At 37.3% G+C, this 14,935-nt stretch carries 13 protein-coding genes; 2 read left to right on the top strand and 11 right to left on the bottom strand.

The features are described 5' to 3' along the window. Nucleotides 1-66 precede the first annotated feature (66 nt). From DPQ31_RS22020 to DPQ31_RS21980, 9 genes are all read right to left on the bottom strand, one after another. Nucleotides 67-1,245: an FtsW/RodA/SpoVE family cell cycle protein gene (locus tag DPQ31_RS22020; RefSeq protein WP_000831187.1), complete on the bottom strand. Its 1,179-nt coding sequence runs from the start codon at nucleotides 1,243-1,245 to the stop codon at nucleotides 67-69. Between the two features lie 340 nt (nucleotides 1,246-1,585). Beyond that, on the bottom strand, nucleotides 1,586-2,899 hold the full coding sequence (locus DPQ31_RS22015; RefSeq protein WP_208730992.1) for a dihydrolipoamide acetyltransferase family protein: 1,314 nt from the start codon (nucleotides 2,897-2,899) through the stop codon (nucleotides 1,586-1,588). A 15-nt stretch (nucleotides 2,900-2,914) separates the two neighbouring features. Continuing rightward, nucleotides 2,915-3,898, bottom strand: coding sequence for a 3-methyl-2-oxobutanoate dehydrogenase subunit beta (gene bfmBAB / locus DPQ31_RS22010; RefSeq protein ID WP_000290072.1), 984 nt, complete (start codon nucleotides 3,896-3,898; stop codon nucleotides 2,915-2,917). A gap of 13 nt (nucleotides 3,899-3,911) precedes the next feature. Beyond that, nucleotides 3,912-4,913, bottom strand: a complete 1,002-nt coding sequence (gene bfmBAA / locus DPQ31_RS22005) for a 3-methyl-2-oxobutanoate dehydrogenase subunit alpha (protein ID WP_000852551.1) — start codon at nucleotides 4,911-4,913, stop codon at nucleotides 3,912-3,914. Between the two features lie 27 nt (nucleotides 4,914-4,940). After that, nucleotides 4,941-6,362, bottom strand: a complete 1,422-nt coding sequence (gene lpdA / locus DPQ31_RS22000; protein ID WP_000090439.1) for a dihydrolipoyl dehydrogenase — start codon at nucleotides 6,360-6,362, stop codon at nucleotides 4,941-4,943. Nucleotides 6,363-6,366: 4 nt separating this feature from the next. Continuing rightward, complete coding sequence (gene buk, locus DPQ31_RS21995; protein WP_000056190.1) at nucleotides 6,367-7,470, bottom strand: butyrate kinase; 1,104 nt, start codon at nucleotides 7,468-7,470, stop codon at nucleotides 6,367-6,369. 87 nt (nucleotides 7,471-7,557) lie between these two features. Next, nucleotides 7,558-8,658, bottom strand: a complete 1,101-nt coding sequence (locus DPQ31_RS21990; RefSeq protein ID WP_000171363.1) for a leucine dehydrogenase — start codon at nucleotides 8,656-8,658, stop codon at nucleotides 7,558-7,560. A 34-nt stretch (nucleotides 8,659-8,692) separates the two neighbouring features. Next, complete coding sequence (gene yqiS / locus DPQ31_RS21985) at nucleotides 8,693-9,592, bottom strand: phosphate butyryltransferase (RefSeq protein ID WP_000763063.1); 900 nt, start codon at nucleotides 9,590-9,592, stop codon at nucleotides 8,693-8,695. Between the two features lie 195 nt (nucleotides 9,593-9,787). Beyond that, the gene (locus tag DPQ31_RS21980) at nucleotides 9,788-11,860 is read right to left on the bottom strand and encodes a sigma-54 interaction domain-containing protein (RefSeq protein WP_208730990.1); all 2,073 of its coding nucleotides are present in this window, start codon (nucleotides 11,858-11,860) and stop codon (nucleotides 9,788-9,790) included. 137 nt (nucleotides 11,861-11,997) lie between these two features. Between DPQ31_RS21980 and DPQ31_RS21975 the strand changes: the two genes are divergently transcribed. Continuing rightward, entirely contained in the window at nucleotides 11,998-12,231 is a 234-nt protein-coding gene (locus tag DPQ31_RS21975; RefSeq protein WP_001190186.1) for a DUF2627 domain-containing protein, read from the top strand. A gap of 100 nt (nucleotides 12,232-12,331) precedes the next feature. Here DPQ31_RS21975 and DPQ31_RS21970 read toward each other — a convergent pair whose 3' ends face one another. Continuing rightward, nucleotides 12,332-13,060: a glycerophosphodiester phosphodiesterase gene (locus tag DPQ31_RS21970; protein ID WP_208730989.1), complete on the bottom strand. Its 729-nt coding sequence runs from the start codon at nucleotides 13,058-13,060 to the stop codon at nucleotides 12,332-12,334. Between the two features lie 50 nt (nucleotides 13,061-13,110). Here DPQ31_RS21970 and DPQ31_RS21965 point away from each other — a divergent pair, with 50 nt between their 5' ends. Beyond that, complete coding sequence (locus DPQ31_RS21965; protein ID WP_001247671.1) at nucleotides 13,111-13,257, top strand: YycC family protein; 147 nt, start codon at nucleotides 13,111-13,113, stop codon at nucleotides 13,255-13,257. Nucleotides 13,258-13,485: 228 nt separating this feature from the next. Here DPQ31_RS21965 and DPQ31_RS21960 read toward each other — a convergent pair whose 3' ends face one another. Continuing rightward, nucleotides 13,486-14,811: a glycosyltransferase family 2 protein gene (locus DPQ31_RS21960; RefSeq protein ID WP_087949754.1), complete on the bottom strand. Its 1,326-nt coding sequence runs from the start codon at nucleotides 14,809-14,811 to the stop codon at nucleotides 13,486-13,488. Between the last annotated feature and the right edge of the window lie 124 nt (nucleotides 14,812-14,935).

The following is a 14,935-nucleotide window of genomic DNA, read 5'->3' as shown; positions in this document are numbered from 1 at the left end:
TTAGTTTGCAACGTTTAAGAGCATATATGTAAAAAAGCTAGTTCGTTTTTACACGAACTAGCTTTTTTACTTAACTGAAAACATATATTTTTTATACGTTTTCCGTACCGATAATATGAGACCCATCATAATCATATTCGAGAACAAGGAACTTCCCCCATACGATAAGAAAGGCAATGCAATCCCTTTTACAGGCATTAATCCAACGATCATACCGATGTTTTGGAATATTTGAACCGTTAATATCCCAATTGATCCAGCACATAATAATGTACCGAATAAATTATCAGCAGAATAACCAATAATAATTGTTCTATATAGTAGTAATAGGAACAAGAACACAACTAACGCTGCTACGATAAATCCACCTTCTTCGGCAATTGTAGCGAAAATAAAGTCAGTATGCTTCTCAGGGATATAGACGTTCCCTTCGCCAAATCCTTTCCCTTCCATACCGCCACTACCTACAGCTAAAATCGATTGCTGCGTTTGATAACCTTGATCTGTATGTTCAAATGGATCTAACCAACCTAAAATACGTGATTGTTGGTGAGGTTTTAGTAAAGTAACTAACTTATTAAAGAAGAAATCCTCATACCTTACGTAAATAAATATTAACGTAGTTAATATGGTGACTGGAATAACTGTACATAACGCTATCAATTTCTTCTGAATACCTGACATAAATAAAATACATGCAATGGCAGCAGCATATAAGAACACCATCCCTGTATCCGGTTGGCTATATACAACAGCCATAGGCGGGAGGGATACTAGCACAATTTTACCTACTAATTTTAAGTCCGTTTGGAATGTCCTTGCCATATACTGTGCATTATGTTTCACTGCTATACTTGCTACTACGAGAAGCAATGAAATTTTGAAAAACTCAGACGGCTGAATTTGGCCAACTAGCGGAAATACAAACCATCTTTTTGCACCTAATTTTTCAGGTGTGAAAGTGGAAACTGGTAGTATTTTCAAAAGAATAAGTGAAGCAAATCCAACGATATAAAGTGGCCAAGACAATTTTTGTAATTGATCTAGGTCAATGCTTGCAACAAGCAATAACAATACAACCCCAATTATGTAGTTCAAACCCTGTTTCATCGCAAAGTTTGCCTCTCCATATTGGCCAGTTTGCTGACTGCTATATATAGCAGCTATACTCGTAACACATAGTGCACACAAAATTAAAATTAATTTTACATCTAAACTTTTTAGAAACTCGGTACTTCTTTTCATGACATCCTCCTGAAACATTGTTACAGCAAAATAAAAAACCAGGAGTCAACATTCTTCATGTTTTGACGACTGATTACACATTATCTATAAAACACTTATATAGAATAACTCTCTTTTTCATACAATACAATATATTATACTACAGTTTCATCAGTAAGATTTGCCAAAAAAATTATTCTTTTCTTATTTTATATCTATATACCATATATCAGCAATGTATTTTCGTAAATTCCTAATACATAATCGTTCATTGTAAGATTACTGGGAAAAGTGTTGTACATACAGTAGAATGCAAATGAAGAAATAAGATGATAAAAAGCTCGCATAAGCGAGCTTTTTATTAATATACAGATGTATTATTTTCTGACATGTTTTCTAAAATTTCTTTTACACGTCCTAAGAACTTACCACAAATTAAACCATCAAGTACACGGTGATCAAGTGATAAACATAAGTTAACCATGTCACGAGCACCGAACATACCGTTATCCATGATTACTGGGCGTTTTACAATTGATTCAACTTGTAAAATAGCTGCTTGTGGGTAATTAATAATACCCATAGATTGAACAGAACCGAATGATCCTGTGTTATTAATTGTAAATGTTCCGCCTTGCATTTCGTCCGCTTTTAACGATTTCGTGCGTACTTTTCCTGCAAGCTCTGTAATTTCACGAGCGATACCTTTAATTGTTTTCTCGTCCGCTTGTTTAATTACTGGTACAAATAGTTCTTCCTCTGTTGCAACAGCGATAGAAAGGTTAATATCTTTCTTCTGAACGATTTTATCGCCAGCCCACATAGAATTGATTTGAGGATACTCTTTTAACGCTTGTGCTACTGCTTTTACGAAGAAAGCAAAGAACGTTAAGTTAAAGCCTTCGCGCTTCTTAAAGTCACCTTTAATTGAATTACGGTATGACACAAGGTTTGTCACATCTACTTCAATCATCATCCAAGCGTGTGGCGCCTCATGTTTACTACGTAACATATTCGCTGCAATTGCTTTACGCACACCTGTTACTGGAATTTCGATATCGCCAGGCATTGTCGGTACAGAAACTGGTTTCGCAGCTTCTACTTTTTGCGCTACTGGCGCTGCTTTTGGTGCTTCTGGGCGCGCTTCTACTACTGCTACAGCTTCCTCTTTTTTCGCACCTACTTGCGGAATGTTTCCAGATTCCACTAGTTTTAAAATATCTTTACGAGTGATACGACCATTTGCTCCCGTACCTTCTACTAAATCTAAATCAACGTTATGCTCGCCCGCAAGTTTTAATACCGCTGGTGAAAAACGTAGTTTTCCATCAGTTGGTTGTTTTACTTTCGGCGCTTTTTCAGGCGTAGTTACTTCTGCCTTTGGTTCTTCTTTTGTTTTTTCTTCTACAGCTGTTGCTGCTACTTCATCCGCGCCTTCTACTTGAATGACACAAACTACTTCACCTACAGCTAACGTATCGCCTTCACCAGCGATTAACTCTTTCACAATACCAGTGAAAGAAGATGGTACTTCTGCATTTACTTTGTCAGTCATTACTTCTGCAAGCGGATCATACTTATTTACGTGATCGCCAACATTAACGAGCCATTTACTAATTGTGCCCTCTGTAACGCTCTCCCCGAGCTGAGGCATTGTAATATTTTCTACAGCCATGTATAGTCCCCCCGATTAAAATTCCGCAAGTTCACGCATTGCTTTTTCAACTTTATCTGGATTTACCATAAAGAATTTTTCCATTGTTGGTGCATATGGCATTGCTGGAACATCTGGGCCTGCAAGACGTGCAACTGGTGCATCTAAATCAAACAGACAATTTTCAGCGATAATTGCCGCCACTTCACTCATAATGCTTCCTTCTTTATTATCTTCTGTTACAAGAAGAACTTTACCTGTTTTAGAAGCAGCTTCAATGATTGCTTCTTTATCTAATGGATACACAGTACGTAAATCAAGAATGTGTGCAGAAATGCCATCTTGCGCTAACTTCTCAGCTGCTTGAAGAGCAAAGTGAACACATAATCCGTAAGTGATAACAGTAATATCATCACCTTCACGTTTTACATCTGCTTTTCCGATTGGTAATACGTAGTCATCTTCTGGCACTTCACCTTTAATTAAGCGATAGGCACGCTTATGCTCAAAGAATAGTACCGGATCTTCATCACGAATTGCAGCTTTTAATAAGCCTTTTGCATCATATGGTGTAGAAGGGATAACAATTTTTAAACCTGGTTGGTTTGCAAACATCGCTTCTACAGATTGTGAATGATACAATGCACCGTGAACACCCCCGCCAAATGGCGCACGAATTGTAACTGGACAAGTCCAATCATTGTTAGAACGATAACGAATTTTTGCTGCCTCAGAAACAATTTGGTTTACTGCTGGCATGATGAAATCAGCAAACTGCATTTCAGCGATTGGGCGCATACCATACATTGCCGCACCAATTGCTACCCCAGCAATTGCAGATTCTGCAAGCGGTGCATCAAGTGCACGATCTTCACCAAATTGATCGTATAAACCGTGTGTCGCTTTAAACACGCCACCTTTTTTACCAACATCTTCTCCTAAAACGAATACTTTCTCATCGCGTTCCATTTCTTCGCGCATTGCTAATGTAATAGCATCAATATAAGACATTACAGCCATGAAACGTTCCCCCCTATTCTGCGTATACGTGCTTCAATGCATCTTCAGGTGCTGCATACGGAGCATTTTCTGCATATTCTGTTGCTTCATTTACGATATGCATAATTTCGTCTAACATTTGTTTTTCAGATTCCTCAGTTAACACGCCAGCTTCTTTTAAATAAGCTGCAAATGTTATAATTGAATCTTTTTTCTTTGCTTCTTCTACTTCTTCTTTATCACGATAAACACGATCATCATCGTCACTAGAATGTGCTGTTAAACGATATGATACTGTTTCAATTAAAGTTGGACCTTCACCACGTCGACCGCGGTCTGCTGCTTCTTTTACAGCTTTATATACTGCAAGCGGATCGTTTCCGTCTATTGTATATCCAGGCATACCGTAACCAATTGCACGATCTGATACGTTTTTACATGCTAATTGTTTTTCAACCGGAATAGAGATTGCATATTTGTTATTTTCACACATGAAAATAACAGGTAGTTTGTGTACACCAGCAAAGTTTGCCCCTTCATGGAAGTCACCTTGGTTTGAAGAACCTTCTCCAAATGTAACGAACGTTACTAAATCTTTCTTCTCCATTTTTCCAGCTAACGCAATACCAACTGCATGTGGTACTTGTGTTGTTACTGGAGATGAACCTGTCACAATACGATTTTTCTTTTGACCGAAGTGACCAGGCATTTGACGACCACCAGAGTTTGGATCTCCAGCTTTCGCGAAAGCTGACAACATAAGCTCTTTAGCTGTCATACCAAACGCTAGTACAACACCCATATCACGGTAGTATGGTAATGCATAATCTTTCTCTCTATCAAGAGCGAACGCTGCTCCAACTTGTGCAGCCTCTTGTCCTTGACAAGAAATTACGAATGGAATTTTACCTGCACGGTTTAATAACCACATACGTTCGTCAATTTTACGTGCAAGTAACATCGTACGGAACATTTCTAATACTTGCTCATCACTTAAGCCAAGCTCTTCATGGCGCTTTTCTTTTACTTCTGCCATTTTTCATAACCTCCTAAATCCACATTTTTATGCGTGTAACGCTCTTCCATCTACAGCAAGTGCTGCTTCACCAATCGCCTCAGATAATGATGGATGCGGATGAATTGTATGTGCTACTTCCCAAGGTGTTGCATCAAGTACTCTTGCAAGACCAGCTTCAGAAATCATATCTGTTACGTGTGGTCCAATCATATGAACACCAAGAATGTCATTTGTTTCTTCATCAACTACAAGCTTTACAAAACCATCAGATTCTCCGTATACAAGCGCTTTTCCGATTGCGCGGAATGAGAACTTACCTACTTTTAACTTATAGCCTTTTTCTTTCGCTTCTTGTTCTGTTAAACCGACAGAAGCAACTTCTGGACTGCTATATACGCATTTTGATACCATAGAGTAATCAATTGGCGTAACTTCTTTCCCTGCAATATGTTCTACTGCAACAATTCCTTCGTGAGAAGCAACGTGAGCAAGTTGTAAGCCACCGATTACATCTCCAATTGCGTAAATATGAGATTCTTTCGTTTGATAAAACTCATTTGTTTGAATGTATCCTTTTTCCACAACGATATCCGTATTCTCTAAACCAATATTTTGCGTATTGGCTTGTCTTCCTACAGATACAAGCATTTTTTCTGCTTTAAATTCTTTATTCTCACCGTTATGTTCAGCTTGAATTGTTACTCCATTATCTTTTACCAATGTTTCTGGTAATACTTTTGCACCAGTCACCACTTTAATACCTTTTTTCTTGAACAGACGTTGCATTTCTTTTGAAACGTCCTGATCTTCTAGTGGTAAAATCGTTTTCGCATACTCTAACACTGTAACTTCTACACCGAAGTCAGCAAGCATAGATGCCCACTCAATACCAATTACACCGCCACCAACGATAATGATCGAACTAGGAAGCGTTTCCATTTTTAGGGCATGATCTGAAGACATTACATACTCTCCGTCTAACTCTAAACCTGGTAATGAATTTGGACGAGAACCCGTTGCAACAAGTACATTTTTTGGAATTAACATTTCATTCTCTTCTCCACTTGCAAGTTCAACTGAAATTGTCCCTGGCATCGGAGAAAAAATAGACGGGCCAAGAATACGGCCAATACCTTCAAACACATCAATTTTACCTTGTTTCATTAAATGTTGAACACCTTTATGAAGCTGCGTTACAATCTTCTCTTTACGCTCTTGTACTTTTGCAAAGTTTAGTTCTACATTACTTGCAATAACTCCGAACTCTTCGCTTTTTTTAGCAGTTGCGTATACTTCCGCACTACGTAAAAGAGCTTTACTAGGAATACATCCTTTATGCAAACAAGTACCACCAAGATTTTCTTTTTCAACAAGTGCTGTTTTTAATCCTAGTTGTGATGCGCGAATTGCAGCAACATATCCACCTGTACCGCCGCCAACGATGACTAAATCATATTCTCTTGCCATTATCTCAACCCCTAGCTACTGTTTGTTTTTCTCTTACCACATACTCTTTCGGCGCTTCTTCTTCACGTAATACACGAAGTGCTCCTTCTGCTAACGCTTCTAACTCATCTTCCCCTGGATGTACGATAACATCTGCAATCCAATCCACTCGTTCTTTTATTTCATCAACAAGTATTTTACTGTATGCAAGTCCACCAGTTAATACGATTGCATCGATTTTCCCGTGAAGTACAGCACTAGCTCCGCCAATCTCTTTCGCAACTTGATATGCCATTGCTTTATAAATAAGAGTTGCTTCAGGATCGCCTTTTTCAACCATTTGTTCTACTTTAATTGCATCATTTGTACCGATAAGACTTACAAGTCCACCTTGTCCGACAAGTTTTTTAACCATTTCGTCTCGGTAATACTCACCAGAGAAACACATCTCAACTAATTGTCCTACTGGTACTGTACCAGCACGCTCTGGACTAAATGGTCCTTCTCCGTTTAAGCCATTATTAACATCGATAACTTTTCCTTTTTTATGAGCACCAACTGTAATACCGCCGCCCATATGTGTAACTAATAAATTTAAATCCTCGTATTTGTGGTTTAATTCTACAGCCACTTTACGAGCAACTGCTTTTTGGTTTAATGCATGGAAAATACTTTTACGTTCCATACCAGCAATACCGCTTATACGAGCAATCGGTTCCATTTCATCTACAACGACAGGATCCACAATGAATGCTGGAATATTTAATCCAGAAGCGATTTCATATGCTAAAATGCCTCCAAGATTTGAAGCGTGATGACCGCTAAATCCATTTTTCAAATCTTCTAACATTGCATCGTTTACTGTGTATGTTCCGCCTTCTATTGGACGAAGTAATCCACCACGCCCACAAACAGCGTTCAATTTTGAAATGTTAATACCGTGAGAATGTAAAACTTCTAATATTGTTTCTTTTCGAAACTCATATTGGTCGATAATTCGTTTATATTTCCCAATCTTTTCTTCATCATGACGAATTGTTTCTTCTAAAACAGGTCTTTCATTATCAAAAACACCAATTTTTGTGGATGTACTACCCGGGTTAATAACAAGAATTCGATTTAAGGACAATGTTGCTACCTCCACTAATAAATTCAAAAGGACGTGGAAACCTCATAAGAGGTAACCACACCTTTTGTAAAAGTTATATATGAATGATTAGCGACGGCTAATAATGTCGTGACCGTTGCGTAAGTATGTGCTACGAGAGTTTTTCAAGCTTGCAATGCGCTCTTCAGCTAAACGATCTGCTGCTACATAAGTTGCTATGCCATCGCGTTTTGAAATTTCGATTACTTTTGCAATTGTGTCATAAATTGACTCAACACGTTTTAGCGCACGTTCTCTATTATATCCATATAATTCGTCTGCTACGTTAATTACGCCACCTGCATTAATTACATAGTCTGGTGCGTATACAATACCCATTTCATGAATGATGTCGCCGTGACGATCTTCTTTTAATTGGTTATTTGCAGAACCCGCGATTACTTTTGCTTTAAGTTGTGGAATAGTTTCATCATTAACTGTTGCGCCTAATGCACATGGTGCGTAAATATCACATTCAACACCGTAAATTTCATTTGGCTCAACTGCTGTTGCACCGAATTCTTCTACTGCACGTTGTACAGCTTCTTTATTAATATCTGTAACAATTAATTTTGCTCCTTCAGCGTGTAAATGTTTGCATAGATGATATGCTACGTTACCAACGCCTTGAACAGAAATTACTTTTCCTTCTAGATTATCTGTACCGAACGCTTCTTTCGCAGCTGCTTTCATACCACGGTATACACCGTATGCAGTTACTGGAGATGGGTTTCCAGAAGAACCGAATGAAGGTGAAATACCTGTTACAAAGTCAGTTTCTTCATGGATAATATCCATATCATCTACTGTAGTACCAACATCTTCAGCTGTAATGTAACGTCCGTTTAATCCTTGAATATAGCGTCCTAATGCACGGAACATCGCTTCACTCTTATCTTTACGTGGGTCACCGATAATTACTGTTTTCGCTCCACCTAGGTTTAAACCAGCTGCTGCGTTTTTGTATGTCATCCCTTTTGCAAGACGCAATGCATCTTCAATCGCCGCTTCTTCAGAATCATATGTCCACATTCTTGTTCCACCAAGAGCCGGTCCAAGTGTTGTATCATGAATTGCAATAATTGCTTTTAAACCTGATTCTTTATCTTGACAAAATACTACTTGCTCATAATCATATTTTTCTAAGTATTCGAAGATTTCTAATGTCATTGTCGTTTCCCCCTAATGTTTTACCCTTTTTGGTTTATTTTGAAGCAGTCGTAACTGCCAATGCTAATGAATATACTTTTGTTTCTGCTGAATCAGCACGAGATGTTAAAACTATCGGTGCTTTTGCGCCAGCAATCATCGCTCCTACTTTTGCATCTGCAAAGTAAACGAGTGATTTATAGAGCACATTTCCAGCTTCAATCGTTGGGACGAGTAAAATGTCTGCCTTACCTGCTACATCACTTACTATGCCTTTATGCTCTGCTGCGATTTGTGATACTGCATTATCTAAAGCAAGTGGTCCATCAACGATACAATTTTTAATTTGTCCGCGGCGATTCATTTGTGTTAACATCGCTGCATCAATTGTCGCCTGCATCGCTGGATTCACAACCTCTACTGCTGCAATTGGTGCCACTTTTGGCAACTCGATTCCTATTGCCCGGGCAACTTCTACAGTATTTTGTATAATAGCAGTTTTTTGTGTTACATCAGGTGCGATGTTCATCGCTGCATCTGTAACGAAAATAAGACGATCGTAATTTGGAACTTCAAATGCTGCTACATGTGAAAGCACGCTACCTTTACGTAACCCCCACTCTTTATTTAACACAGCCTTTAAAATATTCGCTGTTGGGATGTTGCCCTTCATAAGCACATCTGCTTCACCGTTTCTCACAGATTTAACAGAAAGCTCTGCAGCCTCAGCACTTGACGCTGCTGCAATCACTTCAATGTGGTCTGAAGTTTGTAAACCATGTTCTTGTAGCATCCCCATTATTTTTTCTTGATTTCCATATAGACGAAATTGAGCTAGCTGTAATTTAATCGCTTTCGCTACAGCTTCAATTACTTCATGATCTTCAGCTACTGCTACAGCTACAGTTTTTTTAGGCTGTCCTGCTGCTTGATCAATTAAGTGTTCTAACTTCATATTTTGTAATCAACCCTTTCCGTCGTCCCTCGTTTATTTATAAAGCAAATACCGTGCCAACTTTTTAAAGTGGTCTTACCAATAATGAAAACGCATTCAAAATGCAGTAAAATCAATACTTTGCAAAATAACGAAATATTCTGTCTTAATTTGTCGCTTTTTATATACCATGCAATAAATTGCACGGTACGCAATTTATTGCATGCTATTTTTTGCACACTCATACTTTTCTAGCTTGTAATATAGATTTCGAACTGAAATTCCTAATGCTTTTGCAGTCTTCGTTTTATTCCCATCAAATTTCTCTAGATATCCACGAATAATATTCCCTTCAAACTCTGTCACTAAATGTTCAAGTGGCTTTTCTTCTAATTCAGATAATAGGTTATTTTGAGCTAACTCCGCATGCTCTTCTTTATGCAAAGGGGGTAAATGCTGTACATCAATATATATCTCGTTATAATTCATAAAGATAATCGCTCGCCCTAAAATATTTTCAAGTTCCCTTACATTCCCTGGCCATTCATATGATTGTAGATAGGAAATAGCCGAATCAGTGAGTCCATCTACATTCCGACCATAATCTTGGTTTATTTTTTGTATCAATCGTTCAGCAATTGCCGGTATATCTCCTTTTCGCTGACGAAGAGACGGAATTTGAATTGGAATTTTATTTAATCGATAATATAAATCCTCTCTAAACTCTCCTTCTAGAATAGCCTTTTCTAAATTCACATGTGTCGCTGCAATTACCCGAACATTAATAGGTATCGCTTTCGTTCCACCAACTTTTACAATTTCTTTTTCTTGCAACACGCGAAGGAGTTTCGCTTGCGTATTTGCAGACAACTCACCTATTTCATCTAAAAAGATACTACCGTTATTCGCTTCCTCAAAGAATCCGCGTTTCCCCCCTCTTTTCGCTCCAGAAAACGCACCCTCCTCATAACCGAATAATTCACTTTCTAACAACGTCTCCGAAATCGCCGCACAGTTTACACGGACGAACTTATTATATTTTCGATTACTTCCATTATGGATCGCATGTGCAAATAATTCTTTACCCGTTCCAGATTCTCCGCGTAACAATACTGTTGCCGGTGTATTCGCCCCAAGTTTCGCCTGCTCGATAGCTGCAGTTGTTTCATCTGAATTTCCGACAATATCATCAAATGAATATTTTGCTTCTAATGTACGAATAATCTGTCTCGCTCTATTCAACTCATTTGTTAACTTTTGAATTTCTGATACGTCACGAATTACACCGACGCTTCCTTTTAATATCCCATCAACAATAACGGGTGCTACGTTTACAATTACATCGCGCTTCTTTTGCCCAATCTTCATATGTATCCCGCGTACCGCCCTACGCGTTCGAAGTACTTTCATATGCATACTTTCACCTTCCACAATATCAGTTGTAGCCGGTTGTCCAAGAATATCTTCTTCTGTTAAACCCGTTAACTTCGTATAAGCAGGGTTTATAACTAATCCTCTTCCTTTCTCATCGACAACCGAAATTGCTTCTTCAGATGAGTTGATAATTGCCTCTAGTAACGTTTGAATTTCTTTTAAATCTGTAACTTCTTCCGCTAAATCTACAACTTCTGTAATATCTTTAAAAATCGCAAATGCCCCTTGAACCTCTCCTCCTTCTTTTAATATTGGAATACGTGTTGTAATAATTTTCTTTTCATTTTCTAACGTCAGTTCATAATTTACTTCTATTTGTTTCGTACGTATAATGCGAAGCAGCTTACTAGTTGGAATAACTTCTAAAATATATTTCCCTATCGCGTCTTCTTTTTTATATCCGATAATACGCTCTGCACTTTTATTAAAAAGACGGACTTGTCCCTCTTTATCAATTACAATCATACCGTCATGTGTAGAATTTAAAATTAATTCTCCTTGTTGCGTCTGTTCCTCTAACTGTCCAATTAAACCTTCCTTCTCATGCGCTAATTTCGTAACAATTTTCGCAATATCACCTGGAATGAGAAGAGTATCTTTATGCTTTTTCTCTAGTAAAACTTTATGTAAACCATCGTCACCTGTCATATCAAATATGACATCGATATGCATAGAAAGAAACGGAGTTACACTCTCTCCAATTGCAATCCCATTTTCCTTAGCAATTTGTAATCCTTGCGCAATCGGATTTATATCAATAACCCCTATAATTTGAAATATATTCGAACTTTGTAACAGATTCAGCAGTGTACTTCCACCTTCACCTGCACCAACAATTAAAACCTTTTGTTTCATACATTACACTTCCTCTCGAAGTATCTCTGCAAAATTTTTCACACCTTTATCTTACTCGCTCAGCCCCCTCTTGACAAACCCCCTTCTCATATAACATCATTGTAATATACTAAATAATCTGAAAAGGAGCGTTATGTATGCAGCGTTACCTTGCTCTATTATTAGCACTCATCCCTATTTCATTAGCTGTATTCGGCATTAAGTTAATGAGAGATACTGTATTTGGGATTTTATTCCCCCCAATTTCTATACTATGGTTACAGTTTTTTATTGGCGCTCTCTGCTTCGCACTCGGGTTTTACATCTTTGGTGGCTTCGTCTTACACCGAGACCGTAAGCGCAATAAAGTTCAAGCTCGCTTTAGAAGATAAAGTAAAACTTTAATCACCAGGGTTTTGTCCATTTCTAACTGATGATGAGTCCTACAACAAAGAGCTTGATAAATAAAAAATGAGACCTTTATATTAGGTCTCATTTTTTTATCGGCAATAAAGTTCTTGCTGTTTCAGGATAATCGGTAATAATCGCCGAAATATTCATATCAAAATATTTACGCATAAGAGTTTCTTCATTTATTGTATAGGGGCGAACCTCTACACCACTTTCCATTGTTAGTATAGCTATGGCATCTTGAAGGTAACGATAATTAGGATGTACTGCTGTTGCCCCCATTTTTTTTGCATATGCCCACGGACTATGCAAACCTTCACGATATAAAATAGCTGTTTGAATATCCGGAGCCATCATATGACATTTTTTCATACTGTAGTGATTAAACGAAGAAAATACAACACGATCCTCTAGACTAAACTTACGTACAAGTGTTATAACCTCTTCTTCTAAACCTCTGTATGGGATTTTATTATTTTTAAATTCAATATTGAGTAGCAATTTCGTTTTGGCGAGCCATTCTAATATTTCTTCTAGAAGAGGTATTTTACAAAAACCTACTTTATCACCGAATTTATAACTCGCATCCAACTTACATAAATCCTCATATAAATAATTTCGAACCGCACCTTTTCCATTTGTTGTCCGATCCACCGTTTCATCATGAATGACGACAACCTTTCCATCTTTCGTTAGTTGAACATCAAGCTCAATTCCGTCCGCTCTAAAAGCCTCCGCCGCTTCAAATGAAACCATTGTATTTTCCGGATACGTTCCCGCTGCACCACGATGTGCAAATATAAGAGTCATCCTCACTCCCCCAATCTTATGCTATACTATACGAAAAAGGAGGTACTTCTATGAGACCATTACAAATTTCTCCAGACACTGCAGTTCGCTTATCAAAAGCATTAGGTGTGCCGCTCGAACAGCTCATGCATATGCCACAACACATTTTAATTCAAAAGCTAGTTGAATTAGAAAAACAAAATAAAGACGAAGAATAATATGGTCCTGTTTTGCAGGACTTTTTAATTTATCCTTACTACATATACTATCACAAGTACATCTTCCATACAGTGAAACTTCCACCAGATAAGTTATCTTGTCTTATTCTCCTACTGATCCCACAACTAATCGCTTTCTTACAAGCATTCTTTGAACAAAAAAATGAAAGAGCGTTGCCTCATGGCATCGCTCTTTCATTTCTCTATTGGAAATATATTAAACCTTTATCATTTATCCGCTTTATGATTTATCGTTGTCTTATTATGCTCTGTTTTCACCCATGTATGTTGTTGTCTCCATTTAAACAAACCAACAACTTGAGCATAAATAAATGTATACGCATAATAAAACACAGAGAAACTCATCCGAATTAATTTATATTCTCGATTAGTATCTACCTTAATCGCATAATACATACAAATAATCAATTGGTAAGCAAAAAGTACTAAAGAAAAAATACTCAGTCCAAAAATCACACCAATTAGACGTTTCCCTACAAGCGGTATATCTTGATACGATTGTGTAGCAAGAACATAGGCAAGAGCACCAAAAACACCAAGTAAAGTAATTAGCATTTGAACTGCACGCGCCATACCAAACAGATAAAACAACTGATCAATAATTCTCAGTTTTCCTTTTTCAGTGAAAAGTTTCTTTACCATAGGTTTAAAATTCGTAAACGCCACATACCAATGTCCTTGAGACCAACGTGTACGTTGCTTAATACTAATTTTAAAGTTATCTGGTTTTTCATCGTATACACGGACGAAATGATTCCACAATACTCTTCCATTATCTTTAACAATTTCCATTTCTAATTCTAAATCTTCCGTTAAAGAATTAAAACGAAAACCACCATGTTTCATTAAGTATTCCATTTTAACAATGAATCCCGTTCCGCCAATGGCATTCGGTAAACCTGCACGATATTTTGCTAACTGGAAGAAACGATTTGTTACGTAATAACTCATGGCATAACCAAGCGATAAATTAGTCGCTGAATTTTTTGAATCTAAATAAATTTGAATCGCCTCTGGTTTATCTTTAGCAATGTACTGTGAATTTAACTCTTGTAAAACATTTGAATCAACATGATTATCAGCATCTAAAATCATTAAACAGTCATATTTTTCAGTCAGTTTATCGAATCCTAAATGACGTAACGCATATTGCAAACCTGCTGGTTTCCCTACTCCTTCACGTGGGAATACTTGTTCACTTGTATTAACATACTTCATTCCCTTTTCTTCACAAATAGCACCTGTTCTATCCGTACTATTATCATTTACAACATAAATATCATACAAATCATCTCGATATTGAATTTTTCTCAAATTATCAATAGTTGATCCAATTACTTTCTCTTCATTATGTGCTGCAACTAATATTAAAAATCTTGTCTTATCTTCGATTAATTCATAGTCACGTTTCGCTTTGCCAAATCCGAAAAAGGATAAAATCACATAGTATACCGTATTAATGTTAACGTATACAGTAAGTATAAAAAACAACGTCAACAACACGGTAACCACTTTTCCAGTCAAAAATTCCATGTCCATCCTCCTAAAATCCTTCCAATATAAACCATTATAGACTCTTAAATAATAATAATCTAGTTCGTTTCGTATTTCAAATAGTTTTTCTTACATAACGATGCAGATTAGTAATGTAAATAAG

The sequence above is a fragment of the Bacillus sp. COPE52 genome, assembly GCF_003355115.1.
GTDB lineage: Bacteria > Bacillota > Bacilli > Bacillales > Bacillaceae_G > Bacillus_A > Bacillus_A toyonensis.
This window is presented reverse-complemented; position numbering and strand designations above follow the sequence as displayed.